Raw genomic sequence first — 26,229 nt, forward strand, 5'->3', positions numbered from 1 at the left:
CACCGCCCACTATGGTGAGCGACGTCAAACCCACACGGGAGTGCGCACCGAGCGCGCTGAGAGGACGACTGGGGTCGTCGACCGTACGAACCTGACCGGGTAATGCCGGCGTAGGGAGTGCACTGAAATGAGTGTTTCTTTGGGCCCGATTTCGGGCAGCAGCAAGATCTATCGGGACCTGCCCGACGGCGCCCGGGTGCCGTTTCGGCGGGTACATCTGAGCAACGGCGACCACCTGGACCTGTACGACACCTCCGGTCCCTACACCGACCCGGCCGCCGTGATCGACCTGGAGGCGGGCCTGCCGAGGCGGTCGGTGACCCGGGATCGCGGTACCCAGCTGCAACGCGCCCGCGCCGGCGAGGTCACCGCCGAGATGGCGTTCATCGCCGAACGCGAGGGTGTCCCAACCGAACTCGTCCGATCGGAGGTGGCCGCGGGTCGCGCGGTGATCCCCGCCAACCACAACCACCCCGAGATCGAGCCGATGATCATCGGCAAGGCGTTCGCGGTGAAGATCAACGCCAACATCGGCAACTCCGCGGTGACCTCGTCCATCGCCGAGGAGGTCGACAAGATGGTGTGGGCCACCCGCTGGGGTGCCGACACCATCATGGACCTGTCCACCGGGAAGAACATCCACGAGACCCGCGAGTGGATCCTGCGCAACTCCCCCGTCCCGGTCGGCACCGTGCCGATCTATCAGGCGATGGAGAAGGTGGACGGCGACCCCACCCAGCTCACCTGGGAAATCTACCGCGACACCGTGGTCGAGCAGTGCGAACAGGGCGTCGACTACATGACGGTGCACGCCGGGGTGCTGCTGCGGCACATCCCGCTGACCGTCGACCGGGTGACCGGAATCGTCTCGCGCGGCGGTTCGATCATGGCCGCCTGGTGTCTGGCGCACCACACCGAATCGTTCCTGTACACGCACTTCGCCGAACTCTGCGAGATCTTCGCCCGTTACGACGTGACGTTCTCCCTGGGTGACGGACTGCGGCCGGGCTCGATCGCCGACGCCAATGACGCGGCGCAATTCGCGGAGCTGCACACCCTCGGCGAGCTCACCAAGATCGCGAAAAGCCATGGCGTGCAGGTCATGATCGAGGGTCCCGGCCACGTGCCGATGCACAAGATCGTCGAGAACGTCCGGCTCGAGGAGGAACTGTGCGAGGAGGCGCCGTTCTACACGCTCGGCCCGCTGGCCACCGACATCGCGCCGGGATATGACCACATCACCTCGGCCATCGGCGCCGCGATCATCGCCCAGGCCGGTACCGCGATGCTCTGCTACGTCACCCCCAAGGAGCATCTGGGCCTGCCCAACCGCAAGGACGTCAAGGACGGCGTGATCGCCTACAAGATCGCCGCGCACGCCGCGGACCTGGCCAAGGGGCATCCCCGCGCCCAGCACCGCGACGACGCCCTGAGCACGGCGCGTTTCGAGTTCCGCTGGGAGGACCAGTTCAACCTCGCGCTGGATCCCGACACCGCGCGCGAGTTCCACGATGAGACGCTGCCGGCCGCGCCGGCCAAGACCGCGCACTTCTGCTCGATGTGCGGGCCGAAGTTCTGTTCGATGCGCATCACCCAGGACATCCGCGACGCCTACCCGGACGGCACTGCCGGCGAGATCGAACGCGGCATGGCGGCCAAATCCGCCGAGTTCGCCGCGCATGGCAATCGGGTGTATCTGCCGTTGGCGGCGACCGTGCCAGAATCGTGACCATGAAGCCGCTCCCGCTGCCGCCGCCCGGGCAACCGCCGCTGTCGGTGCTGACCATCGCCGGTTCCGATTCCGGCGGCGGCGCGGGCATTCAGGCCGACTTGCGCACGTTCGCGATGCTCGGTATGCACGGCTGTGTGGCGGTGGCGGCGGTGACCGTGCAGAACACCGTGGGCGTCAAGGCCTTTCACGAGATACCGCTGGACATCATCGCGGGCCAGATCCAGGCGGTGACCTCCGACATAGACGTCCGGGCCGCGAAGACCGGGATGCTGGCATCGGCCGAGATCATCGGGTGTGTCGCCGAGACCTGGCGCGCCGAGGGGCTGGCCGGGACCGTGCCGCTGGTCGTCGACCCGGTGTGCGCGTCGATGCACGGCGACCCGTTGGTGCACCCCTCGGCGCTGAATTCCATTCGCACCGAGTTGTTTCCGATCGCCACGCTGGTCACGCCCAACCTCGACGAGGTCCGCCTGCTGGTCAACATCGACGTGGTCGACGAGGCGTCCCAGCGCGAGGCGGCCCGGGCGCTGCACGCGCTGGGCCCACGCTGGGCGCTGGTCAAGGGCGGCCACCTGCGGTCCTCGCGGATGAGTCCGGACCTGCTGTTCGACGGTACCGATTTCCACGAGTTCGACGCGCGCCGCGTCGACACCGGCCATGACCACGGCGCCGGGGACACCCTGGCCGCGGCCACGGCATCGGCGCTGGCGCACGGCTACTCGGTGCCCGAGGCGGTCGCGTTCGCAAAGGCCTGGGTCACCGAATGCCTCCGCGCGGCCTATCCGCTGGGGCGCGGCCACGGTCCGGTGAACGCCCTGGTCCGGCTGCGCGGACTCGCCGATGGATCTTGACGCGATCGCGGGCATCGCGCACCCCCCGGCAACCGATCCGGCGGGCACGGTGCTGCTGACCCACGGCGCGGGCGGCAGCCGCGAGGCACCGCTGCTGATCCGGCTGTGCGACGAATGGGCCCGCCGGGGTTGGCTCGCGGTGCGCTACAACCTGCCCTACCGGCGGCGACGCCCCAAGGGCCCGCCGTCCGGCTCGGCCACGACCGACCAGGCCGGCGTCGCCGAGGCCATCGCGATGGCCCGCGAACTCGGCCCGGGCCCGGTGCTCGCCGGCGGGCACTCCTACGGCGGCCGGATGACCTCCATGGTGGTCGCCGACGGTGCCGCCGTCGACGTCCTCACGCTGTTCTCCTATCCGCTGCACCCGCCCGGCAAGCCCGAGCGGGCCCGCACCGAACACCTGCCGGCCATCGCGGTGCCGACCGTGTTCACCCACGGCACCGCCGACCCGTTCGGCAGCATCGCCGAACTGCGTGCGGCCGCGACCCTGCTGCCCGGATACACCGAGATCGTCGAGGTCACCGGGGCGCGCCATGACCTGGGCTCCAAGACCCTGGACGTGCCCGCACTGGCGGTCGAAGCCGCCCTGCGGGCACTGAGGTAGCGACAGCGCCCTTCCATCTTACTCGTCGGTAAGATACCGTTACGGACATGGCTGTGCCGCAGTACGAGTTCATCATCGTGGGCGCCGGATTCGGGGGCATCGGGGCGGCGATCCAACTGCGCCGCCTCGGCTACGACAACCTCGTGATCCTCGACCGCGAGGACGACCTCGGCGGCACCTGGCACGTCAACCACTACCCGGGTCTGGCCGTCGACGTGCCGACCACCACCTACAGCTATTCCTTCGAACCGAACCCGAACTGGTCGCGGCTCTACACCCCCGGCCCGGAGATCAAGCAATACGCGGCCGACATCGCCGACAAGTACGACGTGCGCGGCTACATGCGGTTCAACACCGTCGTCGAATCCGCCCGCTGGGACGACGAGGCCAAGACCTGGGCCGTGACGCTGCGCGACGGGGACGTCCTGACCACGCGGTATCTGATCACCGCGACGGGTTTCCTGTCCCAGCCCAAGACCCCCGACATCCCGGGCATCACGACGTTCGAGGGGCGGGTCATCCACACCACGGACTGGGACGACGACTACGACCCCGCCGGTCAACGGGTGGCCGTGATCGGCACCGGGGCCACCGCGGTCCAGCTCATCCCCGAATTGGCCCGGCGCGCCGCCGATCTCACGGTGTATCAGCGCACCCCGATCTGGGTGGTACCGAAGATCGATGTGCGGTTCGGGCGGCTGGCGCGCGGGTTGTTCACCCGGGTGCCGGCGACCCAGCGCGCGGTGCGGGCGATCACCGACGCCGTCTACGAGTTCCTGGTCTACGTGGGTGTGCTGCGCTACGACAGCGTCGGGCGGCTCAACGTCGCCGCGCGGGTGCTGGCACACGTGCACCGATTCGCCTCCATCCGGGATCGGCAGGTGCGCCGCAAGCTGACCCCCGATTACGAATTCGGCTGCAAGCGACCGACGTTCTCCAACACCTATTACCGGACCTTCGCCAAGCCGCACGTCCATCTGCAGGCCGACGGGATCGAGCGGATCGAGGCCGACGGGATCGTCAACGCCGACGGCACCAAGACCGTGATCGACACCTTGGTGTTGGCCACCGGGTTCGACCTGTGGGAGGCCAACTTCCCCGCGATCGAGGTCATCGGCCGCGACGGGCGCAATCTGGGCAAGTGGTGGCGCGACACCAGATTCCAGGCGTATCAGGGCATCACGGTACCGTTCTTCCCGAATTTCCTGAGTCTGGCCAGTCCGTACGCGTTCCTGGGGCTGAACTTCTTCAATACCATGGAATACCAGATGCGGCACATGGACCGGCTGTTCGGCGAGCTGCAACGCAGGGGTGCAACGGTTTTCGAGATCACCGCGGATGCCAACGCGCGCTACCTGGACCAGATGACCGAGATGCTCGGCGACTCGCTGTTCACCACGGGCAACTGCGCCACGGCCCGCTCGTACTATTACAATCCGGCCGGTGAGGCAACACTGCTGCGGCCGATGACCACCAAGTCCGCGCTGACCGAGGCCTCGACCTACCCCGTCACCGACTACGAATTCAGCTGAACAGAAAGGTTCATCCGTGTCCGGAGAATCAAGCAAGTCTGCCACCATGCCAAAAATCGCCGGTTTGGCCATCGCGGCGACCGGGCTGGCGCACTTCGTGCGTCCGCAGCTGTTCGAGCCGATGTCCAAGCCGCTGTTCCCGCACAACACCCGCCGGCACATCTACACCAACGGCAGCATCGAGACCGCCCTGGGCCTCGGGATGATCAGCCGCAAGACGCGCAAGCTGGCACTTCTCAGCGGGGCCGGTTACCTCGGCTACCTCGGCCTCACCGCGGCCCGCAGCACCCGCTAAACCCCGAGCGTCACATGCATCAGCCGCCGCACGCTGGCCTGGACATGAGCCGAGTCGTCATAGGAGACAAGCCGACCCAGGTCTATCACCAGCGCCATGGCGGCATGCACGGCGAACCGCGCCGCACCCTGGCTGAGCTCCGGCCGCACCGAGGTCAGTAGCCGGGTCCACGAGTCGATGGTGGAGCGCTGCACATTGCGCAGCAGCTCCTGATCGGCCGCACCCAGATTGACCCGCTCGGTGTAGTACACGTACGCCAGCTCCGGGCTGGCGAACGAGCTCGCGACGTAGGCCGCGATCAACCGCTGCAACGCCTGCCGCGGATCGCCGACACCGGCCAGCACCGAGGCCAGCTCGCCCGAGACGCGGTCGGCCCCGCGGTGGAACACCGCCGAGAGGATGTCCTGCTTGCCGGGGAAGTACCGGTAGATCGCCGAGGTGGGAATGCCTACGGCCGCGGCGATCTCGCCCATGCTGGTCTCGTGGTAGCCCTGCCGGTCGAACAGCAGCAGCGACTGCTGCAGCAGCGCCTCGTAACGGCTGATGGTGTGCGGTTCGGCCATCGGCCGCGGTTCGACGGCGGGCTCCTTGGCGGCCTCGGCGGCGGTCGGCAGGTCCGCGGCGAGCACGTCCTGGGCCAACCGCACCAGCAAGGTCCGCACCTGGGCCACGGGCAGTTTCGCGCGATGGTCGGCGATGCTGCCGACCACGCTCAACGCCCCCGACGACAACATCCGGCGTTCGAACGACGGCAAGGTGGGCCGCAGCTGACGCATCGGCTGCTGGATCCGGCGGTTGACCAGCCGGATCTGCGCCAGCAGTTGCGCTTGGTCCTCGCCCTGCAGGTAGCGACCCTCCCACCGGTACAGCCCGCCAGACTCCCGGTTGGCGATCGCGACATCGACGATGGCCTCGATCACCTTGGCCTGCAATTCGGTGGCCGATCCGGTGGCCGCCTCGTCCTCGCAGAACTCGGTCGCGTCCACCAGTTGCTGACCCAGGGTCAGGACCGCGGCGCGGAACAGGTCGTACTTGTTGGCGTAGTGCCGGTACAGCGCCGTGGCGGTGATGTCGAGCCGCGCGGCAATGTCGTCCATGCCCACCGCGTGGTACCCGCGGGCGCTGAAGGCCGCGGCGGCGACGCGCGCAATCTGGGCCTTACGGTCCTTCGGACGTCGACGAACGCCGTCGGCGGTGGCGGCTCGGCTTGTCGGCACGCACCCACATTAGACCCGGCGCGCCGTTTGCATCGCCGAACGCAAGGCCCGGATTCGCCCACCTCCGCGCCGAACGCCGGTTAACATAGTGGCAACACAACGAAGGGGACCCCATGCTCGCCAAGCTTCGTCAGGTGCTGAGTTACCAGTTCACCATCGCGGAACTCCTCGGGCTGGGCATCATCCTCGGCACCCCCTACTTGATCATCGGGGCAATCTGGTCGATGACCCACACCGCTCACCTCGAGCATCTGCAGGGTGCCGATCTGGTGGTCTCCTTCCTCGGTTCCATCGTCTCCTGGCCGGTCCTGCTGTTTTCGAATGTGTGCATGACATGACCGGTCCGCGCCCGTTGACCACCGCCGACACCCGGATCACGATCGGGCGCCGCACCGCGCGCTGGGATGACCGCGAACCCACGGTCGCCGACGCAATGGACTTCTGGTCGTTCGCGGCCGGCGCCGCCAACGTCGTGATGCAACTGTCGCGGCCCGGCGTCGGCCACGGCGTCGCGGAAAGCAAGGTCACTTCCGGCAGCCTCATGCACCATCCGTGGAAACGGGCCCGGACCACCTTCAGCTATCTGGCGGTGGCGATCCTGGGCACCGACGCCGACCGCGCCGCGTTCCGCGCGGCGGTCGACGGCGCCCACCGACTGGTGCGCTCCACACCCGAGAGCCCGGTGCAGTACAACGCGTTCGATCGGGATCTACAGATGTGGGTCGCCGCCTGCCTGTTCGTCGGGTTGGAGGACACCTATCAGCTGCTGCGCGGTGAGCTCAGCGCCGAGCATGCCGAGATCTTCTACCGTTCGGCGTTCACCCTGGGCACCACTTTGCAGGTCGGCGAGGAGCAGTGGCCGCCCACCCGGGCGGGCTTCGACGACTACTGGAACACCGCCTGCGCGCAGGTGGCCATCGAAGACACGGTCCGCGCGTATCTGAACGATCTGCTGAACCTGCGGATGATCACCGGGCTGCTGCGCCCAGGCTTCGGACCGCTGCTGCGTTTCCTCACCGCCGGCTTCCTGGCGCCGGTGTTCCGCGAGGCGCTCGGCGTGCCGTGGTCGCCGCGCCGGCAGCGCTGGTTCGAGCGGCTGTTCCTGCTGGTGTCGCTGGCCAACCGGTTCCTGCCGAAGTTCATCCGCCAGGGCGGCAGCCAGCTGCTGTTGTCGGATATCCGCAGGCGAACCCGACGGGGGAAGAGGTTGATCTGATGGGCGGAGAACTCACGACGCGCCGACTGTTGGCGATGATCGCGGCCGGCCTGGTGCTGTTGGTCGGGGTGCTGGCCCTGTGGCAGCCGGTGCACCTGTCCGAGTTCGACAACTATGGATTGCAGATCAGTTGCGGCTCCGGCTTTTTCAGCGACATGTCGCATCCCGAGATCGCCGACGGTGGGCCCGGTCCGCTGACCGAGCGGTGCGAGTCGGCGCTGCTGGTCCGCCGGGCCTGGGCGATCCCGACCGCGGTACTGGGCGCCGCCGTGTTGCTGACGCTGGCGCTGCGGGGCACCCGGGTGGTCAGCCCGCAATCCCGGCAATGAGCCGCTCGCACACCGCATCCATCTCCGCGCGCGCGGCGTCGCGGTCCTCGGCCCGGGAGACATAGAGCGCCGCCTCGTCGAGGGCGCCCAACAGCACGTGCGCGGTCGGCCGCAGTGGTTGCTCCGGGATCTCGCCGGCGGCGATGGCCTGCCCGAGCATCGTCTCGATGACACCGAGCCCGTACTTCAGACCGATCGCGCGCCAGCGTTCCCACCCCAACACCGACGGCGCGTCGATCAGAACGATCTGCTGGACATCCGGCGCCACGCAGTGATCGAGGAACAACCGCGCCCCGAGCCGCATCGCGGCCAGCGGCCCCGCCGGGTCGGCCGCGGCTATCGCGGCGCCCACGTCGGCCACCAGGTCCGTCTCCACCGCCTCGTGGACCGCCGCGAACAGCTCGGCCTTGTCGGCGAACTGGTGGTACAGCGCACCCCGGGTGACCCCGGCCGCGGCCACGATCTCCTGGGTGGACACCTCGCTGAAGCCCTTGTCGGCAAACAGCTTCCGGGCGGCCGCCAGCAGCTGCGCGCGGGTGGCCGCGGTGCGCTCGGCCTGAGTCCTGCGGGCTGAACCCTTGACTTTCATACTGCGTGTACGTAACTTTCATACTCAGTGTTTGTAAGTTGTCTTGGTCGAAAGGATAGCCCACCATGGCGCACCTCACGCTGCCCCAGGCGACGATCCCCTACCGCGAATTGGGCCCGGCGGATTCGTCGCATCCGCCGGTGCTGTTCGTGCACGGCGCGCTCGTCGACTCCAGGCTGTGGTCGGGCGTCGCCGAACGGCTCGCCGAACAGGGGTTCCGCTGCGTGCTGCCGGATCTGCCGCTGGGCGCGCACCGCACGCCGGTCACCGACCGCGCCGCGCTGTCGCCGGCCGGGGTGGCCGAGCTGATCCACGATTTCCTGATCGCCCTGGACCTGCACGATGTCACGCTCGTCGGCAACGACACCGGCGGCGGCGTGTGCCAATTCCTCATCGACGCCCACCCCGAGCGGATCGGTCGGCTGGTGCTCACCAACTGCGATGCCTTCGACAAGTTCCCGCCGTTCCCGTTCAACGCGATCTTCGCGCTGATGAGCTCGACGGTCTCGGTGCGCGCGTTGACCGCGCTCACCGCGGTCAAGGCGGTGCGGCACTCCCCGGTGGGTTACGGACTGCTGGCCGAGTCGCCGGATCCCGCGCTGACCGCGTCCTGGATGGAGCCGGCGCGCACCGACCCGGCCATCGCCGGCGACTTCGCGGCGCTGACCCGTGCGATCGGGCGCACCGACCTGACCGCGGTGGCACCGCGCCTGCACCGGTTCACCAAACCGGTGCGGCTGGTCTGGGGCACCCGCGACCGGTGCTTCACTCCCGAGCTGGGCCGCCGGCTGGGCGCACTGTTCCCCGATTCCGCCCTCGTCGAGGTGTCCGACGCGAGTACCTTTGTGCCGCTGGACAACCCGGGCGCGGTGGTCGAGGCGATCGCGAGCTGCTGACGCGCCCTGTCCCCCGATCGGGGGACACCGGGTTCATCCGGTGGACCGGCCGATCACCCGATCCCGGCAAAGCCGCCGCGGCCCTACGTTTTTCGTATGACCGCAGCCCTGGACACCTCGCCGCAGCAGGGCCGATTCCCGCAGCTGATCACGCACGGCACGTTCTACAGTGCCGGCACCCAACTCAGCAACGTCGCGGTGGTGCTGCCGTTCATCTGCGCGGGCCGCGGGATGGGGTGGGTGGCGGCGCTGCTGTACCCGGCGTACTGCATCGGCAAGGCCGTCGGCAACGCCGTGTCCCCGGGCGTCCTGCAATGGTCCCACCAGCAGCGCCATCTCGTGGTGGCGACCACGGTGGCCGCCATGGCGGTCCTCGTCGGCCTCACCGCCGCGGTGTCGACGGGCGGCGGGGCCGTACCGGTGGCGCTGCTGGCCACCTCCGCACTGCTCGGGCTGGGGTCGGGGCTGTCCAACGTCGCGTTCACCGACATCGCCTCGAGCCGCCTGTCCGACGGGCGCCGCGGTGACCTGCTGCTCGGTCAGAGCGCTGCCGGGTCGCTGCTGGCCACCGCGGTCACCCTGGTCCTGGTGCCGGTGTTGGTGCGCGGCGACGCCGCGGCCCAGAGCGTGTCCCTGCTGTGGTTCGGCGCGGCCGGCCTGGCGGCCGCGGGCGTGGCGGCGTTGTTCGTCGGCCCGGTTCGGATGCCGACGCCCGCCGTGCGTCAGTCGCTGTCGGACACGATGCGCGACGGCATCCGGGCCGCCCGCTCCCTGCCCTGGTTTCGCCGCTACGTGCTGACCCAGCTGATGTTCGTGCCGGTCTCGCTCGGGACCACCTTCTACAGCCTGCGGGCCGCTCAGGGGCAGGACAAGCTGCCGATGCTGATCGTGGTGTCGAGTGCCGCGCTGCTGGGCGGCTCGGCGCTGTGGCGCGCGGTGTACCGGATCTTCGGCGTGCGGGGCATGCTGCTGGGCAGCGCGCTCATGAGCACCGCGGCCGCGGTGGCCACCCTGCTTGCCGAGCTGCTGGACATGTGGTCCTCGGGATGGCTGCTGGCCGTGGTGTTCCTGTTGGTGACCATGGCCAACCAGGCGGTCTACACCGCGTCGATGACGTGGGTCGGCCTGCTCGCCGACAGCCGCGACCGGGCCGCCCTGATCGGCCTGGGCTCAGCGCTGATCGCCGTCGCGACGTGTCTGATCGGTGCGCTGGTCGGTCAGATCGCCCTGGACCGCTCCGGCAGCGCACCGGTGGTCATCATGCTGGTCCTCAGCGTGGGCGCGGTGCTCGTCGCGCGGCGCGCACCGCGCTCATGACGCCGCCACCTCGTGGCGGGTCCGGTCGGCCGGCACCGGAACGCCGTTGCGGCCGGCGAGCTCCTGCGCGTACAGCCCGACGATGTAGCCGACCCCGGCGCCGTGGATCCCCAGCGCGGTCGGATCGACGTTGTCGATGGTGTCCCCGGCCTTGTGGTAGTTCGGGTCGAACGGCTGCCCGGGGTCACCGCCCCACAGTTCGGCCTCCTCGGCGTCCATCTCGTCGTCGGCCCCGGTGAACAACCCCCCGGAAGGGATGCCGGCCAACGTGAACGGGGCGTAGTCCGACCGGCCGTCGAACGACGTGTCCCGACCGGGTTTGCCGACCGAGTCCAGATAGGCGACCAGCGCGCGCTCGATGCCGGCCGAACCCTCGGGCACCCACGGCGAGCGGTCGGTGCGGTTGCGCGGCTGGGACTGATCGCCGTCGTAGGTGAAGTAGCCGGGATTGGGCGAGGCGATCATGTCGAAGTTCAGGTACATCGCGATCGCGGTGAGCTCCTCGAGATCGAGCGATTCGATGTAGCGGTTCGATCCGACCAGGCCGAGTTCCTCCGCACCCCAGAACGCGAACCGCACCGCGTGGCGGATCGGGGGCGCGCTGCCGAGCTGCAACGCGGCCTCGAGCACCCCGGCCACCCCGGAGCCGTTGTCGTTGATGCCGGGCCCCTCTTCCACGCTGTCCAGGTGCGCGCCCGCCATCACGACGTTGTCGGTGTCCCCGGTGGTGGTCTGCGCGATGACGTTGCGGGCGGTGTGCGTGGTGGTTTCGGCCCGGACCTTGATCGTCACCGGGCCGGGGTTCGCACGCAACTGCGCGCCGTCGGCCTTGGCGACGCTGACCACAGGGATCTTCACGTCGGTCTTCTCGCCCAGCGTTCCGCCCATCTCCTTCTCGTCGACGTTGTTGGCGATCACCACACCGGCCGCCCCGGCGGCCACCGCGTGCGCGACCTTCTGCGTGAACGGGCACACCCCGCGGTCGATCAGCACGATCGACCCGGCCACCGGCAGCCCGTCGAAATCCGGTTTGGCGCAGCCCGGCGCCTCGCTGACCCGCACCGGAACCAGGTCAGCGGTCAGGCCCTCGGGCGGCGTGCCGACGGCGTACTGCAGCGCCCGGGCCTCGAAATCGGTCGCCGCCCGCGTCAGGGTGCCCGGCTCGGACTCGAAGACCCGCACCTCGAACTCCGGGGTGCTCACGTCGAACCCCGCTTCCCGCAACGCATTCGCGACATAGTCGACGCTGGCCTCAAAGCCCGGCCAGCCGGAGGCCCGGTTGCCGTCGTGGTCGTCGGCGATGTCCTGCAGCCGCTGCAGGTGGGCCATCAGCGCATCGGTGTCGATGCGCTCGGCGAGCGTCTCGGCGAACTCGGCGGCCGCCGCCGGATCGGCACCGCTGGGGCCGGTCTCCCGCCCGCATCCGCCGAGCGCGGCCACGACGGCGAATGCGGAGAGCGTGGCGAGCGCGGCCCGCGACCTGTTACCCATGGCGCCTACGTTAGCGACGCCACGCGTCGACGATCAGATCGGCAACCGCGCGCATGCCGGCGGCGTTGGGGTGCAGCGGGGCCGGTTTGCCGTACAGGTAGGCCAACGGAAAGCCCGCCCCGGTGGTCCACGGGTCCGCTGACCAGGCATGGTGGTCGCGGCTGGCGGCCGCCGCCGCACGATCTCGCAGCCCGTGTCGGCGGCGGCCGCGGCGGTGATCGCGGCCAGCCGGTCGGCCAGCTGCCGACCCGACTCGGCGTCGCGGTCGGTCAGCGGCGGGGCGGGCTGTCCCGACGGCGGCAGCAACGTCAGATAGTCGACGAACAGCACCCGCGCCTCCGGGACCTGGGCGCGCACCGTCTGCCCGACGGCACGCATCGACACCTCCAGCGTCCGCAGCGCCGCGTCGCGCGCCGCCGGGTCCAGCAGTGCACGCAACCGCGCTCCGAGCAGCGGCACCCGCCGCAGCGGCCGCGGCACGGTCGCGGCCGCCAGCATGGGCACATAGCCGATGTCGTTGCCGCCGATGGTGATCGTCACCAGCTGGGCGCGCGCGCCGGGCCCGTCGAGGGCCTCGAGTTGCGGCGGCGCACCGAACTGCGGCTCGCCCAGGATGTTCGCCGTGGTGGCACCGGAATAGGTGACGTCGATCAGCGACAGGCCCAGCGCCGCGGCCACCAGGTGCGGATAGTTGCGAGCCGAGCGCCCCGCGAGCCGGGGCGAGTTCGGTGCCCGCGGCGCGATGCCCGGCCCGGCGGCCATCGAACTGCCCAGCGCCACATAATAGTTCTCGGCGGAGCTCTCGCGCGCGCTCATAGCGCGGGGCTGGAGGCCTGCGCCCAGAACCGCTTCGGGATCCGGCCGGCCAGCCGGGCCAGATGTCCGGCGGTGACCGCCGCGGACATCGCGGCGGCCATGGTCGGCGGATCCGTGGCCCGGGTGACGGCGGTGGCCAGCAGCACCGCATCGCAGCCCAGTTCCATCGCCAGGGCCGCGTCGCTGGCGGTCCCGATCCCGGCGTCGAGCACCACCGGCACCCCGGCCGCGGCGACGATCATCTCGATGTGGTGCGGATTGGCGATGCCAAGTCCGGTGCCGATCGGCGAGCCCAGCGGCATCACGGCCGCGCAGCCGATGTCCTCGAGGCGCCGCGCCAGCACTGGGTCGTCGTTGGTGTAGGGCAGCACCACGAACCCGTCGTCCACCAATTGTTCTGCGGCCCGCACCAATTCGACGGCATCGGGCAGCAGGGTGCGCTCGTCGGCGATGACCTCCAGCTTCACCCAGTTGGTCTGCAGCGCTTCGCGCGCCAGCTGCGCGGTGAGCACGGCCTCGGCCGCGCCGCGGCAACCCGCGGTGTTGGGCAGCGTCATGATGCCGAGCCGGTTGAGCAGATCCAAGACCCCGGTGCCGGTTTCGGCGTCGATGCGGCGCATGGCCACGGTCGTCAGTTCGGTGCCGGAGGCAACGAGCGCCTCCTCGAGTACCGCGAGGTTGGCGGCACCGCCGGTGCCCATGATCAACCGCGAGCCGAACTTGCGGTCCGCGATCGTCAGCATCGCATCAGCCACCCTGCACCGCCGTCACCACTTCCACTCGGGCGCCGTCGGAAAGCACGGTGTGCCAATCGGATCGGGGCAGTACCGCCCAGTCCAGGGCCACGGCAATCCCCTTGTCCGGGAAACCGAGGCGGTCCATCAGCGCCTCCACCGTGGTGGCCTCGTCGAGCTCGACCTGTTCGTCGTTCACCAGGATCATCACGGGACAACACTCACTTTCAATTCGTTGGCAATGCGTTCGGCGGTCCAGGGGGCAAGTAGGAAACCCGAGCGGCCGTGCCCGGCGGCCACCAGCGTGCGCTCGTCGAGGCGCTGCACGATCGGGAGATTGTCGGGGGTCATCGGCCGCAGCCCGGCACCGCACTCGGCCAGTTCGTAGTCGCCGAGGGCCGGCATCACCTCGCAGGCGTCGTCGAGCAGTTCCCGCACCCCGGCGACCGCGGGCGCGGTGTCGCGGCCGTGTTCGTACTGGGTGGCGCCGACCACCACGCCGTCGTGCCGCGGCACCAGATACACCTGCCGGCCGTGCACCCGGGCGCGAATGACGCGGCGCGGCACCGGCATGCTGCCCTTGCGCCGGCGCAGCCGCAGCACCTCGCCCTTGACCGCGCGCACCGGCAGGCCCGGCCAGAGCGACGGCGCATCCAACCCGTTGGCGATCACCACGGTCTCGGCGTCGACGTCGGCGAGATCGTTGACCGGTCCGGCCCACTGCACCCCGATTCGCTCGCAGTGGTCCGCGAGCCCCGCCACCACCGCGCGGTTGTCCACCGCCAGTTCGGTACCCGCGCAGAAGCCATGCCGGATGCCCTGCGCGAGCAGCGGTTCGATATCGCGCGCCGCGGTGGTCGGCTGCACCGGGTGGCCTTGGGCGGCCAACCAGTCCCCGACGGTCTTCAGGTCGGCGGCGTCAGCGCGGTCCACGGCCACCACCAACGACTCATGGGCGGTCACCACCTCCGGCGGCAGGCCGTCCAGATACGAGCCCGGACCCGCGGCGCGCCACAGCGCCAGCGAGGCCAGCCCGATGCGCAGCAGTTCCTCTTCGCCGGGCCAGCCCTCGCTGTGCGGGGCGAGCATGCCGCCGGCCACCCAGGAGGCCCCCGGCACCTCGGTGCGGTGCACCCGGACCGCCCAACCGTCCTGCGCGGTCCGGCGGGCCACCGACAGTCCGATGACGCCACCGCCGATGACGGCCACGCTCCGAGCGCAATCTCGGGGGCTCATGCTTCCTCCCTTCGCCGGCATGACCCGGATCAGGTGCGACGGTAAGGACCGGTTGCCGTCGAACGCGACGAGCAGGTCCACTCTCAGCCCGGTCCGCCGGGCTCCCGTGATTCCTCTTGACCAGGGTACTCACCACCCGGGCGATAGCCTGAACGGCGTGACCCCACCCATGCCGCTGCCGTTGGATCGACTGGCCACCGCCCGCTTGTATCTGTGCACCGATGCGCGCCGCGAACGCGGCGACCTCGCGGAGTTCGCCGAGGCCGCCCTCGCCGGCGGGGTCGACATCATCCAGCTGCGCGACAAGGGCTCGCCCGGGGAGCGGCAGTTCGGTCCGCTCGAGGCCGCCCACGAACTCGCGGCGCTGGAGATCCTGGCGGACGCGGCCCGCCGGCACGGCGCGCTGTTCGCCGTCAACGACCGCGCCGACATCGCCCGCGCCGCCGAATCCGATGTCCTGCACCTCGGCCAGGACGACCTGCCGCTGTACGTCGCGCGCGACATCATCGGCGCCCGGCAAGTGATCGGCCGGTCCACCCATGACGAGGCGCAGGCGCGGGCCGCGATCGAGGAATCGGTGGACTACTTCTGTGTCGGTCCCTGCTGGCCGACGCCGACCAAACCGGGCCGCGCCGCCCCGGGCCTGGAGCTGATCCGGACCGTCGCGGCCTGGCGGCCCGGCAAACCGTGGTTCGCCATCGGCGGCATCGATGAACAGCGACTACCGGAGGTCATCGAGGCCGGTGCCCGCCGGGTGGTGGTGGTGCGGGCGATCACGGCCGCCGACGACCCGGCGGCGGCCGCGCGACGGTTGGTGGCGGCGCTCGAGGCTAACGGAACACCGGGATAGTGGCCGCGACCTCGCGCAGCCGCGGCCAGCTGGCCGCGAACCCCGGATGCAGCGGCAGGTCGGTGACCTCGTCCTCGGCGACCCAGCGCAGCTCGGAGCTCTCCCGGTTGGGCACGGTGTCCAGCGGTGTCGGCGCGTCGGCGATCACGGTCGTATAGGTCCAGTGCGTATCGCGGCCACTGGATCCGACCTCGGCGGTCACCACGCTGATGCGCACCGTGACCTGAGCGGCGGCCAAGCCCGCCTCCTCGTGGGCCTCGCGCACCGCGGCCTCCTCGACGGTTTCGTGGCTGTCGCGGGCTCCGCCGGGCAGGCCCCAGGTGCCGCCCTGATGGCTCCACGGGGCCCGGTGCTGCAGCAGCACGACGGCCGTGCCATCGGCCCGCGGCGCCCGCAACAACAGCCCCGCCGCACCGTGGCGGCCCCAGTAGTGCGCCCCGTTATCCGAAACCACCCAGCCGTCACCATCGCCACGCACGGGCCTAAGGATAGGCGGACGCGGATTTCGGTTGGTGCCCTGCTCGGTGGCGCTCTCGGGGCGATCACCTCCCATCCGCCACACGAGCCTCATAGAATCGCCTGTGGAGACGGATCGGGACGCACAGAACGCACATCGGATTCCAGAGTGAAGGGGCCGCAGCCGTGACGGTGGAGCTGGCGCACCCGTCCACTGAGCCGCTGGCGTCCCGGTCGCCCGACGAGCCGGCGCACCCGCGCTGGTGGTTCCTCTGGACCACCCCGGGCCGCATCCTGGCGCTCGGCGTCATCCTCGCCACCCTGGGGGTGGCCAGCGCGTTCGCCACCTCGACCACGATCGACTACCGACAGCAGGCGTTGACGACGGTGCTCAACCACACCGAGCCGTTGTCGTTCGCGGCCGGTGAGTTGTACACCACGCTGTCGGTCGCCGACGCCGCGGCCGCGACCGCCTTCATCGCCGGGGCCGAACCGCGGCCGGTCCGGCAGCGCTACGAGCAGGCCATCACCAACGCCGCCGCGGCGCTCACCCGCGCGGCCAGCGGCCTGACCGACGAGTCGATGCGCGAGCTGACCGCGCAGATCAACGCGAACCTGGCGGTGTACACCGGGGTGATCGAGACCGCGCGCACCAACAACCGGGCCGGCAACCCGGTGGGCTCCTCGTACCTGTCGGAGGCCTCGTCGCTGATGCAGGAGACCATCCTGCCCGACGCCCAACGGCTCTATCAGGAGACGTCGTCCCGGGTGGACGAGGAGACCACCTCCTCGACCCGGATCCCGTCCCCGGTGATCCTGATCGTCACCGCCACCATTCTCTTCGGCGCGTTCGCGCACCGCTGGCTGGCGCGGCGCACCCGGCGCCGGGTCAACATCGGGCTGGTCGCGGGCGGGCTGGCCATCATGGTCATGGTGGTCTGGGTGGGCACCGCGCTGGTGATCTCGACCGCGGTGAGCCGCAGCGCCCAGAACACCGCGGCCGCGTCCTTGAAGACCGTGACGAATCTGGCGATCGCGGCCCAGCAAGCGCGCGCCGACGAGACGCTGTCGCTGATCCGGCGCGGCGACGAGGACGTCCGTAAGCAGTCGTACTACCAGCGCATCGAGACCATGCAGCAGCAGCTCGCCGAGTATCTCGAGCGCGACGACGCGATCGACAAGACGGCGCTGGCCGAGGCCGACGAGCTGCTGGCGAAGTGGCGCGCCGCCGACGAGCGCATCAACGCCTACATCTCGGTCGGCAACTATCAGGCCGCGACCCAGGTGGCGCTCGGCACCGGCCAGGACGACTCCACCCCGGCGTTCGACAAGCTCGAGGCGGCGCTGTCCGACGGCATCGAGAAGAGCCGCGAGCGGCTGCGCAGCGACATCGCCCGCGCCCGCCGGACCTTGGCGGGAGCCACCGTGGGCGCCGTGGTGCTGTCGCTGGGCGCGGCCATCGCCGTCGCGCTCGGGTTGTGGCCGCGCATGGGCGAGTACCGATGATCGCCGGCCTGCGACGACTCGGCGCCGCGCTGGCCGCGGTCGCGGTGTCCGCCGCCCTGGTGACCGGGTGCGCGCAGCCCGCGCCGCCACCGGCGGTGCCCGGACTGACGTTGGCGCCGCCGACGCCGGCCGGACTCGAGGAGCTGATACCGGCGGGTCCCGCGCTGCCCGACGCCGACGAGCAGGACTGCGATCCCACCGCGAGTCTGCGGCCGTTCCCCGACCGCGAGCAGGCCCGGGCCGCCGTGGCCAACATCCGCAACCGCGGCCGGTTGATCGTCGGACTCGACATCGGCAACAACCTGTTCTCGTTCCGCGACCCCATCACCGGGGCCATCACCGGATTCGACGTCGACATCGCCGGCGAGGTGGCCCGCGACATCTTCGGCACCCCGACGCAGGTCGAATACCGGATCCTGTCGTCGGCCGGCCGGATCACCGCACTGCGCAACAATCAGGTCGATATCGTGGTCAAGACCATGACCATCACCTGTGAACGACGCGAGCTGGTGGAGTTCTCGACGGTGTATCTGACGGCCTACCAACGGATTCTGGTGCCGCGCGACTCGTCGATCACCCGCGCCTCGGATTTGTCCGGGCGGCGGGTCTGCGCGGTCGAGGGCACCACGTCGTTACAGCGGATCCGGGAGATCGCCCCTCCGCCGATCATCATCTCGGTGGTGACGTGGGCGGACTGCCTGGTGGCCATGCAGCAGCGTCAGGTCGACGCGGTCAGCACCGACGACACCATCCTGGCCGGCCTGGCCGCCCAGGATCCGTTCCTGCACATCGTCGGTCCGAGCATGGCCCAGGAGCCCTACGGCATCGGCATCAACCAGGACAACACCGGGCTGGTGCGCTTCGTCAACGGCACCCTGGAGCGGATCCGACGCGACGGCACCTGGAACACGCTGTACCGCAGGTGGTTATCGGTGCTCGGCCCGGCGCCGGCGCCCCCGACCGCGAGATACCGGGACTAGGTCGGCCGTGGCGGAAAACGAGGACGAGGGACCGAGCACCCAGCCGGCCGACGTGCTGCTGGACTCGGCCTCGACGCTGCGCCCGATGGCCACCCAGGCCATCTTCCGGCCCCAGTTCGACGACGACGACTACCCGTCGGACACCGCGGGCACCGAACCGCACGACCACCCGACCACGGCCACCCGGGCCATCGCGCCGGCACGGCGCCTCGGCGGCGGTCTGGTCGAGATCCCCCGGGTGCCCGAGATCGATCCGCTCGCCGCCCTGATGACCAATCCGGTTGTCGCCGAATCCAAACGGTTCTGCTGGAACTGCGGCAAACCGGTGGGCCGGTCCAGCCCGGAGGGCAAGGCCCTGTCGGAGGGCTGGTGCCCGCACTGCGGCAGCGCCTATTCGTTCCTGCCGCAGCTGGGACCCGGCGACATGGTCGCCGACCAGTACGAGATCAAGGGTTGCGTCGCGCACGGCGGGCTGGGCTGGGTGTATCTGGCGGTCGACCACAACGTCAACGAACGACCCGTGGTGCTCAAGGGGTTGGTGCATTCCGGCGACGCCGAGGCCCAGGCCATCGCGATGGCGGAGCGGCAGTTCCTCGCCGAGGTCGTGCACCCGTCGATCGTGAAGATCTTCAACTTCGTCGAGCATCCCGACAAGCACGGCGACCCGGTCGGCTACATCGTGATGGAGTACGTCGGGGGCACCTCGCTCAAGCAGGGTCGTGACGACCGACTGCCGGTGGCCCAGGCCATCGCCTACATGCTGGAAATCCTTCCGGCGCTGGGCTATCTGCATTCCATCGGGCTGTGCTATAACGACCTCAAGCCCGAGAACATCATGCTCACCGAGGAACAGCTCAAGCTGATCGACCTCGGTGCGGTCTCGCGGATCAACTCGTTCGGCTATCTGTACGGCACTCCCGGTTACCAGGCCCCGGAGATCGTGCGCACCGGACCGACCATCGCCACCGACATCTACACCGTGGGTCGGACCCTGGCCGCGCTCACGCTGAAGATGCGCACCAGGCACGGCCGGTATGTCGACGGGTTGCCCGACGACGATCCGGTGCTGGCCGAGTACGACAGCTTCGAGCGGGTGCTGCGGCGCGCGATCGACCCGGATCCGCGGCGCCGGTTCGCCACCGCCGACGAGATGTCCGGACAGCTGCTCGGCGTGCTGCGCGAGGTGGTCGCGTCCGACAGCGGGTTGCCGCGGCCCGGACTGTCCACGGTGTTCAGCCGGTCCCGCTCGACGTTCGGGGTCGACCTGCTGGTCTCGCACACCGACGTCTACCTCGACGGCCGGCCGCACTCGGAGAAGCTGACCGCCGCCGAGATCGTCACCGCGCTGCCGGTGCCGCTGGTCGACCGCAGCGACGTGGCGGCCACGGTGCTCTCGGCCAACGTGCTGTCCCAGCCCGTTCAGACGCTGGACTCGCTGCGGGCCGCCCGCCACGGCGCGCTGGACTCCGAGGGCATCGATCTGAGCGAGTCGATCGAGTTGCCGCTGATGGAGATCCGCGCGCTACTGGACCTCGGCGATGTCGCCAAGGCCGCCCGCAAGCTCGACGACCTGGCCGAGCGGGTCGGCTGGCCGTGGCGGCTGGTGTGGTTCCGCGCCGTCTCCGAGCTGCTGACCGCCGACTACGATTCGGCGACAAAGCATTTCACCGAGGTGCTGGATCTGTTGCCGGGCGAGCTGGCCCCCAAACTGGCGCTGGCGGCCACCGCCGAACTGTCCGGCAGCACCACCGACCAACATTTCTACCGGACCGTCTGGCGCACCGACGACGGTGTCATCGCGGCGGGGTTCGGCCTGGCCCGGGCGCAGTCGGTGGCCGGCGAGCGCGACGCCGCGATCAAGACCCTCGACCAGGTGCCCGCCACCTCCCGGCACTTCACCACCGCGCGGCTGACCAGCGCCGTGACGCTGCTGTCGGGCCGGTCGGTCAGCGAGGTCACCGAACAGCAGATCCGCGACGCCGCCCGCCGGGTCGAGGCGCTGCCGGAGACCGAGCCGCGGGTGCTGCAGATCCGCGCCCTGGTGCTGGGCACCGCGTTGGACTGGATCGTGGACCATGAGGCCAGCACCAATCACATTCTCGGTTTCCCGTTTACGCTGCACGGCCTGCAGCTCGGGGTCGAAGCGTCGCTGCGGGCGCTGGCCCGCCAGGCCCCGAGCCGCGCGCACCGGTACGCGTTGGTGGACATGGCCAACACCGTGCGGCCCACCAGTACGTTTTGACGGTCCGACCCCGGGGGCGGTTCAGCGGGCCAGCACGCCGCGCAGGAAGAGTTGCACCGCGTGGTGCAGGTGACGCTCCTGTTCCCGGCGACTGCGGTACACCCCGTAGTCGGCCAGCCGGGCGGGCAACACCTCCACCATCGCCAAGAAATGTTCGGCCGCCAATTCGATGTCGTCGACGTCGAGTTCGCCGGCGGCGGCGTGCGCGCGCAGCACGTCCATCACCTGCTGTTGTCGGCGGGCCCACCCCAATGATCCGGCACTGAGGGCGAACTCCGGGAACCGGTGGGCTTCGTTGCGGGCGACCTTGTGCAGCAGGACGATGTCCGGGTCGACGGCACGCTTGAGTGCCCCACGGGCAATCGCGGTCAACGCCACCTCCAGGTCCTCGTCGTCGACATTGGGATAGACCTCGTTCTCCACAGCGCGGGTAAAGGCCCACGGGATGACATCGAGGAACACCGCGCGTTTGTCCGGGTAGCGGGCGTAGAGCGTGCGCTTGGTGATCCCGGCGGACTTGGCGATGGCCTCCATCGTGGTGGCGTCGTAACCGGTCTTCAAGAACGTCGCCACCGCGGCTGCACGGATCTGTTGATGCAGCACAGCGGCCTGCGCCTGGGTGGGTCGCCCGCGCCGTGTCTGCATCCGTGGAAGTCTACGTCCGGCTCAACCGCGTGGTATTCCGGCGAGCTTGTCGGCGAACTTGGCCTCCGCCTCGGCACGCAGCCGCAGCAGATGCTGGGACGGGAACATGTCCGGTGCCGGTTCCCGGTCTTTGAGCAGCAGCCGCGCCAGCGTCACCTTGTGCACCTCCGTGGGCCCGTCGGCCAAACCGAGCACGAAGGATTCCACCAGATGCTGCACGAAGGGCATCTCATGGGTGGTGCCCAGCGAGCCGTGGAGCTGCAACGCCCGGGCCGACACATCATGGAGCACCTTCTGCATCATCGCCTTGACCGCCGAGATGTCGGCGCGTACCGCCTGATAATCGTTGTGCTGGTCGATCTTCCACGCCGTCTGCAACGTGAGCAGCCGGAAAGCCTCGATCTCCATCCAGGAGTCGGCGACCATCTCCTGGACCAGTTGCTTGTTCGAGAGCATCTCGCCCTGGGTGTAGCGGGAGACTGCGCGTTCACAGAGCATGTCGAAGATGCGACGAACCAGCCCCACGGTGCGCATGGCATGGTGGATGCGCCCCCCGCCGAGGCGGGTCTGGGCCACCACGAACGCGCCGCCGCGCGGGCCGAGCATGTGGTCGTCCGGTACCCGGACATCCTCATAGCGGACATAACCTTCGCGCCCGCCGCCGCCGGCCGGTTGATAGCCCAGACCGATGTCGCGCAGCACGTTGATACCGGGTGTCTCGGCGGGCACGACGAACATCGAATGACGTTCATAGGGCGGCGCTTCCGGGTCGGTCACCGCCATGACGATCAGAAACGACGCCATCGACGCGAACGACGAGAACCACTTCTCGCCGTTGATCACCCAATGATCGCCGTCGTGAATCGCGGTGGTGGTGAACACCTTCGGGTCCGCTCCGCCCTGCGGCTCGGTCATCGAGAAGCAGGAGATGATGCGGTTGTCCAGGAGTGGTTCGAGGTAGCGCTCCTTGAGCGCCGCGGTGCCGTAGTGCGCCAGGATCTCGCTGTTGCCGGAGTCGGGGGCGTGCGAACCGAACACGATGGGCGCGCACTCCGAGCGGCCCAGGATCTCGTTGAGCAATGCCAGTTTCACCTGGCCGAAGCCCGGTCCCCCCAGATGCGGACCGAGGTGGGTGGCCCACAGTCCACGCTCTTTGACGATGCGTTGCAGCGGTGGGATCAAGGCCTGCCGGACCGGATCGGTCAGATCGTGGGATTCCTTGACTATCAGATCAATCGGTTCGCATTCGGTGCGCACGAAATCCTCGACCCAGTCCAGTTGCTCCGCCCACTGCGGGTCGGTGGAAAAGTCCCACGTCATCGAGCTGTTCCTTTCTGATTCCCACGCAACGACGCCGCCTCCTCGGTGGCATGACTGAGCACCTGATTACGGTTCTCCAACTCCAGGGCGGCCGCCAGGCTGCCGGCATCGGTGTTGACCTGCAGTGCCCGCTTGGTCAACTGCACCCCCAGCGGCGCCAATCGCGCGATCCGGGAGGCCAATTCGAGTGCCGTGGGGTCGAGTTGATCGGGGGGCACGAGCTGACTGACCAACCCGCGCCGGTCGGCCTCCGCCGCGGAGACGGTGCGGCCGGTCATCATCCAGTCGGCGGCCACGCTGGTACCGACGATGCGGGGCAGGTGGTAACTCATCCCCACCTCGGCGCCGGACAGCCCCAGCAGAATGGCCGCGTTTCCGAAGGATGCCACCGAGGAACAGATTCGAATATCGGCGGCCAGGGCAAGGGCCAATCCGGCGCCCACACATGGTCCGTTGACCGCGGCGACCACCGGTTGCGGCAGCCCGGTGAGAGCCTGGGCCAGCGCCGCCATCCGCTCCTGGAACCGCAGGCGGTCGATAGCGGGATCGGTGGCCTCGAGCATGCCCGGACCGAAATCGCGCAGGTCGATGCCGGAGCAGAAGCCGCGCCCCGCTCCGGTGAGCACGACGACCTTGACCGCGGCGTCGGCCGTCAGTTCGGCACACGTGCGCGTCAATTCGACCAGCATGGTCTCGTTGATCGCGTTGAGGCATTTCGGGCGGTTCAGGCGCACGAGTGCGACGCCGGCGCTCGGCGTTTCCAGGGTCAGCGTCGCGGCGGTCACGTCCAGGCCTCGTCGCCGGCGATCGTCGTGCGGTGCAACGTGCGTTCCGAGGACGGATCGTAGGGCAGTGCGCGGTGCAGTATCGCGGTGTTGTCCCAGATCACAACGTCTCCGACCGTCCATTCGTGGCGGTAGCAGAACCGCTCCTGGGTGGACCAGGCCAACAACTCGTCGAGCATCGCCGCACTCTCCGCGCGGCTCATTCCGACGATGTGGTCGGCCGTCGCGCCGATGACCAGCGACCGGCGGCCATCCCGGCGCCGCCACACCAGCGCCGTTTCCCGGCTCGGTCCGGCCCGCCACGCGGCCAATTGTTCGTCGGTGGGGTTGGGTTCGACGCGCCGTTGCGTCGCCTCGAAACTGTGCACCACGCGCAGGTCGGCGTAGCGCTTGCGGTCGTGGGCCGGCAGGTTCTCGTAGGCGGCGTAGGTGTCGGCGAACTCCGTCCCGCCGCCGACCATCGCCACGTGCCGCGCGGTCAGCATCGTGAACTTGGCCGGCACGGCGTGCGCCGTGTCGTCGATATGCCAGTCGAAGGTCCCCCGCAGGTACGCGGCCATCTTGGTCTTCGCCGGGTCCAGCGACACCGTGAAGATCTCCTTGCCACCCGGTGCCAGTACCTCTCCGAGCCTTCGACTGAAGGCCAATTGCGCGTCGTCGTCGAGGTTGGCGTTTCGGATCAGCACCACACTGCGCCACCGCAACGCCTCCCGGCAACTGCTGATGACCGACTCGTCGAGAACGCCGTCGAAGCCCCGCAACTCGGCGCCCAATTCCGGCTGCAGCGCATACATCTCAGACATCGGTGCACTCCTATTCCTCGGCTGGTCCGCACTCTGAGCGGTTCAGGATCCGCGCTGCGCGGCCGAGCAGTCGGGGCAGCGCAGCCGCCATTGCCTCCGTGGCAGGATCGCGGTGGCGACGGCGGTTGTGTTTGATGATCAGCGCCCACGTCGCTGCTGATTTGAAGCACGCCAGCGCTTCGAACCACGCCAGGTCGCAGATGTCGCGCCCGAGCGTCCGGCGGTACCGCGCGGCGAGTTCGGAGGTCGCCGGCGCCGCGCCGACATGCGGGGTGTCGCGTCGATACGTCGCGGGATCGCAGTTGATCAGGAACCAGCCCAGGTCGACCCGGGGATCCCCCAACGACCAGATCTCCCAGTCGATCACCGCATTGATGTGATCGGCATCAGCCAGGAGGTTGCCGAGCCGGAAATCGCCGTGCACGATCGCCGGGGCCAGCGGTGTCGGCAGTGTCGAGAGCAGCGCGGCACCGACAGGATGCCAGCCCGGAACCAGCGCCGGATCGACCGTCTGCAGGGCGCGCGACCAGCGGTCGACCTCGTCGCGCAGACCGACGACCGGATCCTCGCCCAGGCCCACCGACGCCGGATCGATCCGGTGCAGACGGGCCAGCACCACCGCCGCGGCGCGGAACCGCGCGGCGAGGGTGGTCCCGGCCTCGGCAACCCGGCCAAGGTCGAACAACGGCTCCACCGAGGCACCGTCGACGAGGGACATCACGAACAGCGGCGGTACCTCCGGTGGGGCGCCGGCATCCTCCCAAAGAACCTCGGGCACCGGCACGTCCGTGACGCTGAGCGCGCGCAGGATCCGGGCCTGCCGCAACACGTCACGGTGTGCGATGGGTTCCAACCCAGCCGGTGCCACCTTCACCACCACCGGCCGCTGCCGGTACACGCCGCGGTAGGTCAGGCTGGAGGCGCCGCCCGGCATGGGGCGAAGCTTCGAGACCGAAAGGGGGCCGAGTCGGTCCTCGAGCCCCTGCACCGCCGCGCCGTTCAGGTCAGCCAGCCGATCTCGCGAAGGAAGGGTTGGGTGTGGGCGACCCGGCCGGTCAACGACTTCGGGTCACCGGTACACAACACCAGTGCGGTCTGCGTGATCAGCTCGATGTCCTCGGTATCGGTCTTCGCGAGATCGAGACTGCCCGCACCGGGGGTCGCCACCGGATTCGACGGCGCGGCGGCGTTCACCGCGATGCCGTCGGCATAAAGTTCGGCCGCAAGGCTTTTCGTCAGACGGTTCAGGGCCGCCTTGACGGTGCCGTACACACCGAAGCCGGCGTTGACGTCGAAGTCGGAGAACGGCGGGCCTACCGGCGGTTCGGCGCCCACCGAGGTGATGTTGAGGATCCAGCCGGCACCACGTTCACGCATGACGGGAACCGCCAGCTGGGTCAGGTGCAGCGGGGCCAGCAGGTGCATCTCGACCATCAGCTGGGCCCGCCGCTCCGGGAAACCGTCGAGCGGTCGCAGGAACGTGACGGCGGCGTTGTTGACGACGATGTCGGGCGCACCGACCCCGTCGATCACGTCGGCGAACATCCGCGCGCGGTCCTCGGATCGCGATAGATCGCACGCCACCGCAACCGCCGACCCGCCCTCGGCCTGTATCTCGCGCACCGTCTGCTGCAGCGAGCCAACGTATTTCGGGTCCGGTTCCATGGTGCGGGCGGTCACCGCGACGGTGGCGCCCGCCTGCGCCAGCCGTTGTGCGATCGCCTTGCCCAGGCCCCGACTGGCGCCGGTGACCAGCGCCACCTTGCCCGCACAGCTACCCGACATCG

27 protein-coding genes, 1 pseudogene and 2 riboswitches are annotated in these 26,229 nt (G+C 69.5%); of the genes and pseudogenes, 14 read left to right on the forward strand and 14 right to left on the reverse strand.

The window, feature by feature from the left end:
- Positions 1–24 precede the first annotated feature (24 nt).
- A riboswitch (TPP riboswitch) is annotated at positions 25–134 on the forward strand.
- The 5 genes from thiC (at position 128) to RCP80_RS20505 (ending at position 5,014) form a co-directional block, all read left to right on the forward strand.
- A complete protein-coding gene (gene thiC / locus RCP80_RS20485; RefSeq protein ID WP_308479416.1) occupies positions 128–1,729 on the forward strand; it encodes a phosphomethylpyrimidine synthase ThiC in 1,602 nt (533 codons plus the stop codon). Its footprint overlaps the riboswitch before it by 7 nt.
- A 2-nt stretch (positions 1,730–1,731) precedes the next feature.
- Positions 1,732–2,583: a bifunctional hydroxymethylpyrimidine kinase/phosphomethylpyrimidine kinase gene (thiD, locus tag RCP80_RS20490; RefSeq protein WP_308479417.1), complete on the forward strand. Its 852-nt coding sequence runs from the start codon at positions 1,732–1,734 to the stop codon at positions 2,581–2,583.
- Positions 2,573–3,187, forward strand: coding sequence for an alpha/beta hydrolase family protein (locus tag RCP80_RS20495; protein ID WP_308479418.1), 615 nt, complete (start codon positions 2,573–2,575; stop codon positions 3,185–3,187). Before thiD ends, RCP80_RS20495 begins: the two co-directional genes overlap by 11 nt.
- A 47-nt stretch (positions 3,188–3,234) precedes the next feature.
- Positions 3,235–4,719, forward strand: coding sequence for a flavin-containing monooxygenase (locus tag RCP80_RS20500; RefSeq protein ID WP_308479419.1), 1,485 nt, complete (start codon positions 3,235–3,237; stop codon positions 4,717–4,719).
- A gap of 46 nt (positions 4,720–4,765) precedes the next feature.
- A complete protein-coding gene (locus RCP80_RS20505) occupies positions 4,766–5,014 on the forward strand; it encodes a DoxX-related protein (RefSeq protein ID WP_308479420.1) in 249 nt (82 codons plus the stop codon).
- Here RCP80_RS20505 and RCP80_RS20510 read toward each other — a convergent pair.
- On the reverse strand, positions 5,011–6,231 hold the full coding sequence (locus tag RCP80_RS20510) for a TetR/AcrR family transcriptional regulator (RefSeq protein ID WP_308479421.1): 1,221 nt from the start codon (positions 6,229–6,231) through the stop codon (positions 5,011–5,013). The two genes, RCP80_RS20505 and RCP80_RS20510, sit on opposite strands and share 4 nt — an antisense overlap.
- 113 nt (positions 6,232–6,344) lie before the next feature.
- Between RCP80_RS20510 and RCP80_RS20515 the strand changes: the two genes are divergently transcribed.
- The 3 genes from RCP80_RS20515 to RCP80_RS20525 are packed head-to-tail and all read left to right on the forward strand — an operon-like array spanning position 6,345 to position 7,776.
- Complete coding sequence (locus RCP80_RS20515) at positions 6,345–6,569, forward strand: hypothetical protein (RefSeq protein ID WP_308479422.1); 225 nt, start codon at positions 6,345–6,347, stop codon at positions 6,567–6,569.
- Complete coding sequence (locus tag RCP80_RS20520; protein ID WP_308479423.1) at positions 6,566–7,447, forward strand: oxygenase MpaB family protein; 882 nt, start codon at positions 6,566–6,568, stop codon at positions 7,445–7,447. The genes RCP80_RS20515 and RCP80_RS20520 overlap by 4 nt, the downstream gene beginning before the upstream one ends.
- The gene (locus RCP80_RS20525) at positions 7,447–7,776 is read left to right on the forward strand and encodes a hypothetical protein (protein ID WP_308479424.1); all 330 of its coding nucleotides are present in this window, start codon (positions 7,447–7,449) and stop codon (positions 7,774–7,776) included. The genes RCP80_RS20520 and RCP80_RS20525 overlap by 1 nt, the downstream gene beginning before the upstream one ends.
- Here RCP80_RS20525 and RCP80_RS20530 read toward each other — a convergent pair.
- Entirely contained in the window at positions 7,754–8,365 is a 612-nt protein-coding gene (locus RCP80_RS20530; protein WP_308479425.1) for a TetR/AcrR family transcriptional regulator, read from the reverse strand. The genes RCP80_RS20525 and RCP80_RS20530 overlap by 23 nt on opposite strands.
- Before the next feature lie 65 nt (positions 8,366–8,430).
- Between RCP80_RS20530 and RCP80_RS20535 the strand changes: the two genes are divergently transcribed.
- Positions 8,431–9,261 carry an alpha/beta fold hydrolase gene (locus tag RCP80_RS20535; protein ID WP_308479426.1) on the forward strand — a complete coding sequence of 277 codons (831 nt, stop codon included), beginning with the start codon at positions 8,431–8,433 and terminating at the stop codon, positions 9,259–9,261.
- 96 nt (positions 9,262–9,357) lie between these two features.
- Complete coding sequence (locus RCP80_RS20540) at positions 9,358–10,578, forward strand: MDR/zinc-dependent alcohol dehydrogenase-like family protein (RefSeq protein WP_308479427.1); 1,221 nt, start codon at positions 9,358–9,360, stop codon at positions 10,576–10,578.
- Here the strand turns inward: RCP80_RS20540 and RCP80_RS20545 are convergent.
- From RCP80_RS20545 to thiO, 5 genes and pseudogenes are all read right to left on the reverse strand, one after another.
- The gene (locus RCP80_RS20545) at positions 10,573–12,069 is read right to left on the reverse strand and encodes a M28 family metallopeptidase (RefSeq protein WP_308479428.1); all 1,497 of its coding nucleotides are present in this window, start codon (positions 12,067–12,069) and stop codon (positions 10,573–10,575) included. The genes RCP80_RS20540 and RCP80_RS20545 overlap by 6 nt on opposite strands.
- Before the next feature lie 10 nt (positions 12,070–12,079).
- Positions 12,080–12,885: pseudogene (locus tag RCP80_RS20550) on the reverse strand (SGNH/GDSL hydrolase family protein).
- Entirely contained in the window at positions 12,882–13,628 is a 747-nt protein-coding gene (gene thiG, locus RCP80_RS20555) for a thiazole synthase (protein WP_373693550.1), read from the reverse strand. Before thiG ends, RCP80_RS20550 begins: the two are co-directional and overlap by 4 nt.
- A gap of 4 nt (positions 13,629–13,632) precedes the next feature.
- On the reverse strand, positions 13,633–13,830 hold the full coding sequence (gene thiS, locus RCP80_RS20560; protein WP_308479430.1) for a sulfur carrier protein ThiS: 198 nt from the start codon (positions 13,828–13,830) through the stop codon (positions 13,633–13,635).
- Complete coding sequence (gene thiO, locus RCP80_RS20565) at positions 13,827–14,855, reverse strand: glycine oxidase ThiO (protein ID WP_308479431.1); 1,029 nt, start codon at positions 14,853–14,855, stop codon at positions 13,827–13,829. The genes thiS and thiO overlap by 4 nt, the downstream gene beginning before the upstream one ends.
- Positions 14,844–14,973: riboswitch (TPP riboswitch) on the reverse strand. Its footprint overlaps the gene before it by 12 nt.
- A gap of 51 nt (positions 14,974–15,024) precedes the next feature.
- Between thiO and thiE the strand changes: the two genes are divergently transcribed.
- Positions 15,025–15,705: a thiamine phosphate synthase gene (thiE, locus tag RCP80_RS20570; RefSeq protein ID WP_308482957.1), complete on the forward strand. Its 681-nt coding sequence runs from the start codon at positions 15,025–15,027 to the stop codon at positions 15,703–15,705.
- On the opposite strand, the gene RCP80_RS20575 is transcribed toward thiE, so the two are convergent.
- Complete coding sequence (locus RCP80_RS20575; protein ID WP_308479432.1) at positions 15,686–16,183, reverse strand: NUDIX hydrolase; 498 nt, start codon at positions 16,181–16,183, stop codon at positions 15,686–15,688. The two genes, thiE and RCP80_RS20575, sit on opposite strands and share 20 nt — an antisense overlap.
- A 164-nt stretch (positions 16,184–16,347) precedes the next feature.
- On the opposite strand from RCP80_RS20575, the gene glnX reads away from it, so the two are divergent.
- The 3 genes from glnX to RCP80_RS20590 are packed head-to-tail and all read left to right on the forward strand — an operon-like array spanning position 16,348 to position 20,889.
- The gene (glnX, locus tag RCP80_RS20580) at positions 16,348–17,667 is read left to right on the forward strand and encodes a protein kinase G-activating protein GlnX (protein ID WP_308479433.1); all 1,320 of its coding nucleotides are present in this window, start codon (positions 16,348–16,350) and stop codon (positions 17,665–17,667) included.
- Positions 17,664–18,647, forward strand: a complete 984-nt coding sequence (locus tag RCP80_RS20585; RefSeq protein WP_308479434.1) for a glutamate ABC transporter substrate-binding protein — start codon at positions 17,664–17,666, stop codon at positions 18,645–18,647. Before glnX ends, RCP80_RS20585 begins: the two co-directional genes overlap by 4 nt.
- Positions 18,648–18,654: 7 nt before the next feature.
- Positions 18,655–20,889, forward strand: a complete 2,235-nt coding sequence (locus RCP80_RS20590) for a serine/threonine-protein kinase PknG (protein ID WP_308479435.1) — start codon at positions 18,655–18,657, stop codon at positions 20,887–20,889.
- Positions 20,890–20,910: 21 nt separating this feature from the next.
- Here the strand turns inward: RCP80_RS20590 and RCP80_RS20595 are convergent, their stop codons facing one another.
- The 6 genes from RCP80_RS20595 to RCP80_RS20620 form a co-directional block, all read right to left on the reverse strand.
- Entirely contained in the window at positions 20,911–21,534 is a 624-nt protein-coding gene (locus RCP80_RS20595) for a TetR/AcrR family transcriptional regulator (RefSeq protein ID WP_308479436.1), read from the reverse strand.
- Positions 21,535–21,555: 21 nt separating this feature from the next.
- Positions 21,556–22,854 carry an acyl-CoA dehydrogenase family protein gene (locus RCP80_RS20600; RefSeq protein WP_308479437.1) on the reverse strand — a complete coding sequence of 433 codons (1,299 nt, stop codon included), beginning with the start codon at positions 22,852–22,854 and terminating at the stop codon, positions 21,556–21,558.
- Complete coding sequence (locus RCP80_RS20605) at positions 22,851–23,639, reverse strand: enoyl-CoA hydratase/isomerase family protein (RefSeq protein WP_308479438.1); 789 nt, start codon at positions 23,637–23,639, stop codon at positions 22,851–22,853. Before RCP80_RS20605 ends, RCP80_RS20600 begins: the two co-directional genes overlap by 4 nt.
- A complete protein-coding gene (locus tag RCP80_RS20610; RefSeq protein WP_308479439.1) occupies positions 23,636–24,442 on the reverse strand; it encodes a TauD/TfdA dioxygenase family protein in 807 nt (268 codons plus the stop codon). Before RCP80_RS20610 ends, RCP80_RS20605 begins: the two co-directional genes overlap by 4 nt.
- A gap of 10 nt (positions 24,443–24,452) precedes the next feature.
- Positions 24,453–25,376, reverse strand: coding sequence for a phosphotransferase family protein (locus RCP80_RS20615; RefSeq protein ID WP_308479440.1), 924 nt, complete (start codon positions 25,374–25,376; stop codon positions 24,453–24,455).
- Between the two features lie 65 nt (positions 25,377–25,441).
- Positions 25,442–26,227 carry an SDR family NAD(P)-dependent oxidoreductase gene (locus RCP80_RS20620; protein ID WP_308482958.1) on the reverse strand — a complete coding sequence of 262 codons (786 nt, stop codon included), beginning with the start codon at positions 26,225–26,227 and terminating at the stop codon, positions 25,442–25,444.
- Positions 26,228–26,229 lie beyond the last annotated feature (2 nt).

The organism is Mycolicibacterium sp. MU0053, assembly GCF_963378095.1.
Lineage (GTDB): Bacteria > Actinomycetota > Actinomycetes > Mycobacteriales > Mycobacteriaceae > Mycobacterium > Mycobacterium burgundiense.

Coding starts and splice junctions, on each gene's coding strand:
- thiG (WP_373693550.1), bottom strand. CDS start 13,628: ATGCTGACGATCGCGGACCGCAAGTTCGGCTCGCGGTTGATCATGGGC.
- RCP80_RS20530 (WP_308479425.1), bottom strand. CDS start 8,365: ATGAAAGTCAAGGGTTCAGCCCGCAGGACTCAGGCCGAGCGCACCGCG.
- RCP80_RS20535 (WP_308479426.1), top strand. CDS start 8,431: ATGGCGCACCTCACGCTGCCCCAGGCGACGATCCCCTACCGCGAATTG.
- RCP80_RS20585 (WP_308479434.1), top strand. CDS start 17,664: ATGATCGCCGGCCTGCGACGACTCGGCGCCGCGCTGGCCGCGGTCGCG.
- RCP80_RS20615 (WP_308479440.1), bottom strand. CDS start 25,376: ATGCCGGGCGGCGCCTCCAGCCTGACCTACCGCGGCGTGTACCGGCAG.
- RCP80_RS20545 (WP_308479428.1), bottom strand. CDS start 12,069: ATGGGTAACAGGTCGCGGGCCGCGCTCGCCACGCTCTCCGCATTCGCC.
- RCP80_RS20595 (WP_308479436.1), bottom strand. CDS start 21,534: ATGCAGACACGGCGCGGGCGACCCACCCAGGCGCAGGCCGCTGTGCTG.
- RCP80_RS20540 (WP_308479427.1), top strand. CDS start 9,358: ATGACCGCAGCCCTGGACACCTCGCCGCAGCAGGGCCGATTCCCGCAG.
- RCP80_RS20500 (WP_308479419.1), top strand. CDS start 3,235: ATGGCTGTGCCGCAGTACGAGTTCATCATCGTGGGCGCCGGATTCGGG.
- RCP80_RS20515 (WP_308479422.1), top strand. CDS start 6,345: ATGCTCGCCAAGCTTCGTCAGGTGCTGAGTTACCAGTTCACCATCGCG.
- RCP80_RS20600 (WP_308479437.1), bottom strand. CDS start 22,854: ATGACGTGGGACTTTTCCACCGACCCGCAGTGGGCGGAGCAACTGGAC.
- RCP80_RS20495 (WP_308479418.1), top strand. CDS start 2,573: ATGGATCTTGACGCGATCGCGGGCATCGCGCACCCCCCGGCAACCGAT.
- RCP80_RS20620 (WP_308482958.1), bottom strand. CDS start 26,227: ATGTCGGGTAGCTGTGCGGGCAAGGTGGCGCTGGTCACCGGCGCCAGT.
- thiO (WP_308479431.1), bottom strand. CDS start 14,855: ATGAGCCCCCGAGATTGCGCTCGGAGCGTGGCCGTCATCGGCGGTGGC.
- thiD (WP_308479417.1), top strand. CDS start 1,732: ATGAAGCCGCTCCCGCTGCCGCCGCCCGGGCAACCGCCGCTGTCGGTG.
- thiE (WP_308482957.1), top strand. CDS start 15,025: ATGCCGCTGCCGTTGGATCGACTGGCCACCGCCCGCTTGTATCTGTGC.
- RCP80_RS20520 (WP_308479423.1), top strand. CDS start 6,566: ATGACCGGTCCGCGCCCGTTGACCACCGCCGACACCCGGATCACGATC.
- thiC (WP_308479416.1), top strand. CDS start 128: ATGAGTGTTTCTTTGGGCCCGATTTCGGGCAGCAGCAAGATCTATCGG.
- RCP80_RS20610 (WP_308479439.1), bottom strand. CDS start 24,442: ATGTCTGAGATGTATGCGCTGCAGCCGGAATTGGGCGCCGAGTTGCGG.
- RCP80_RS20525 (WP_308479424.1), top strand. CDS start 7,447: ATGGGCGGAGAACTCACGACGCGCCGACTGTTGGCGATGATCGCGGCC.
- RCP80_RS20505 (WP_308479420.1), top strand. CDS start 4,766: ATGCCAAAAATCGCCGGTTTGGCCATCGCGGCGACCGGGCTGGCGCAC.